The 3,083-nt window shown below is 73.3% G+C and carries 1 protein-coding gene; it reads left to right on the top strand.

Going from position 1 to position 3,083, the window contains the following annotated elements; all coding sequences use genetic code 11:
• The coding region (locus NP777_RS46640; protein ID WP_256656285.1) for a condensation domain-containing protein at positions 1-3,083 on the top strand (3,083 nt) is incomplete at both ends.

The following is a 3,083-nucleotide window of genomic DNA, read 5'->3' as shown; positions in this document are numbered from 1 at the left end:
GACCGCCCTGCTCGCCCACCCCGGAGTCGCTCAGGCCGTCGTCACCTGGAACGAGGACCAGCTGGCCGAGCGGCGCCTGGTCGGCTACGTCGTGCCCGGCGAAGACGACACCCTCGGCACCGCGGGCGCCGACGAGCAGGTCGACGAATGGGAGCAGATCTACGACCAGGTCTACTCCCGCTCCGAAGCCACCTGGGGGGAGGACTTCACCGGCTGGAACTCCAGCTACACCGGGCAGCCCATCCCGCTCGACGAAATGGCCGAGTGGCGCGACGCGGCCGTCGCCGCCATCACCTGCTGGGCCCCGCGCCGGGTGCTGGAACTCGGCGTCGGCACCGGCCTGCTGATGTCACAGATCGCCGCCGGGGTGGACGAGTACTGGGGCACCGACATGTCTGCGGCCGTCATCGAGCGGCTGCGCGGCCAAGTGGCCGACGCCGGGCTCGCCGACCGCGTCCGGCTGTCGCACCGGAACGCCGACGACGTCACCGGACTGCCGCACGCGTACTTCGACATCGTGGTGCTCAACTCGGTCGTCCAGTACTTCCCCGACCCCGGCTACCTCGATCAGGTGCTGACCCAGGCCATGGACCTGCTCGCGCCCGGGGGCCGGATACTCGTCGGCGACGTGCGCAACGCCGCGTCCCTGAAGCTGTTCCGCGCCGGAGTCCAGCGGGCCCTCCACCCCGAGGCGGCCCCCTCGTCGGCCCGCAACGCGGTCGCCCGCGCGATCCTCATGGAGAAGGAGCTGGTCCTGGACCCGGAGTGGTTCACCCGCTGGGCCGAGCGGCACGGCGCCGGCGGCGCCGACATCCGCCTCAAGCCGGGACGCGCGCACAACGAGCTGACCCGGCACCGCTACGAGGTGGTGCTGCACAAGGCGCCGGTGGCGGGGCGCGCCCTCGACCAGGTGCCCTCCCTGTCCTGGGGCCTCCAGGCGGACAGCCTCACCGACCTGGCCGAGCAGTGCCGCGCCCGGGGCGGCGACCCGGTGCGCGTCACCCGCATCCCCAACGTACGGCTCACGGGTGAGGTGGCGGACGCCGCCGCGGCCGACATCGCCGCGCCCGCCGCCGTCCAGGGGCCCCCGCTCGACCCGCAGGACGTGCGCGCCTGGGCCGCCGAACACGGCTGGGGTGCCGTGCTGACGTGGAACGGGAGCGCGCCCGAGTGCTTCGACGCGGTGCTCTTCCCCGAAGGCGACGTCACCGGCCGGGCGCTGACCGGCGTCTACCAGCCCGCCGCCCGCGGGGACCGGACACTGGCCAACGAACCGGCCGCGGCGGGCCGGATCGGCGCCCTCGTCGGCGGACTCCGCGGGTACCTGCGCGACCGGCTGCCCGAACACATGGTGCCCTCCACCGTCGTCGCCCTCGCCGAGATCCCGCTGACCCCCAACGGGAAGCTGGACCACCGGGCCCTGCCCGCGCCCGACTTCGCGCGGGACGCGGCCGGCCGGGCCCCGCGCACCCCGGACGAGGAGGCGCTGTGCGCCCTGTTCGCCGAGGTGCTCGGGCTGGACCGGATCGGTATCGACGACGACTTCTTCGCGCTCGGCGGGCACTCACTGCTGGCCACCCGGCTGGTGAGCCGCATCCGTGCCGTGCTCGGGGTGGAAGTGCCCATCCGTACCGTGTTCGAGGCATCCACGGTGGTGGACCTGCTCGGACAGCTCTCGGCGGGATCCCGTGTGCGTCCTCCGCTGCGCCGTGCGCAGGACCGGCCCGAACGGGTGCCGCTGTCGTTCGCACAGCGCCGGCTGTGGTTCATCGACAAGTTCGAGGGCCCCTCGGCGACCTACAACGCGCCCTTCCCGCTGCGGCTCACCGGTGAGCTGGACACCGCGGCGCTCAAGGAGGCGGTGGGCGACGTGGTGACCCGGCACGAGAGCCTGCGCACCCTGTTCGCCGAGGACACCGACGGGGTGCCCTACCAGCGGGTGCTGCCCGCCGACGAGGTGACGCTCACCATGCCGGTGCGGGACGTGGCGCCCGAGACGGTGGCCGACGCCATGGCCGAGGTGGTGTCCCACCCCTTCGACCTGGCGACCCAGATCCCGGTCCGCGCCGTGCTGCTGCGGCTGGACGCGGAGGAGCACGTCCTCGTCCTGCTGATCCACCACATCGCCAGTGACGGCGCGTCCATGGCCCCGCTGGCCCGCGACCTGGCCGCCGCCTACACGGCCCGCCGCCGGGGCGGCGCCCCCAACTGGGCGGAGCTGCCGGTCCAGTACACGGACTACACGCTGTGGCAGCGCGAGCTGCTGGGCGACGAGGACGACCCGGACAGCGTGCTGTCCCGGCAGATCGCCTACTGGCGCGAGGAGCTGGCGGGGGTGCCGCAGCCGCTGCGGCTGCCCACCGACCGGCCCCGACCGCCGGTGGCCTCCCACCGGGGCGCCGTCGTCGAGTTCACTCTGGACAAGCCGACCGTGGCCGCCGTCGAGGCACTGGCACACGCACAGGGCGCCACCGTCTCGATGGTGCTCCAGGCCGCGCTCGCCGCCCTGTTGCACGGCCTGGGCGGCGGCGAGGATCTGACGATCGGCTCGCCGATCGCCAACCGCACCGACGAGGGCCTCGCGGACCTGGTGGGCTTCTTCGTCAACACCTGGGTGCTGCGGGCCGACGTGTCGGGCAACCCCGCCTTCGGCGACCTGCTCGACCGCGTACGCGACACCTCCCTGGCCGCCTACGACAACCAGGACGTCCCGTTCGAGCGCCTGGTGGAGATCCTCAACCCGGAGCGGTCCACCGCGCACCCGCCGCTGTTCCAGGTGATGTTCGCCTGGCAGAACTTCGCCCGGAAGGACTTCGCCCTGCCCGGACTGCGCGTCGAGTTCGAGCAGGTGCGCACCGAGACGGCGAAGTTCGACCTGTTCTTCAACATGGCCGACCTACCCGGACGTGGCGTCCTGGGCAACCTGGAGTACGCCACCGATCTGTTCGACCACGAGACGGCCAGGGCACTGGCCGACCGCTTCGTGCGCCTGGTCGCCACCCTGGCGGCCGACCCGTCACGCCGCGTCGGCACGGTCGAGCTGCTCGGCGCCGAGGAGCGGGAGGCGGTGCTGGCCCGTTCGG

Origin of the sequence: Streptomyces rugosispiralis (assembly GCF_024505145.1) — a bacterium.
Classification (GTDB): Bacteria; Actinomycetota; Actinomycetes; order Streptomycetales; family Streptomycetaceae; genus Streptomyces; species Streptomyces rugosispiralis.
Note: the sequence above shows the minus strand (reverse complement) of the source record. Positions and strands in the feature narration are given on the sequence as shown.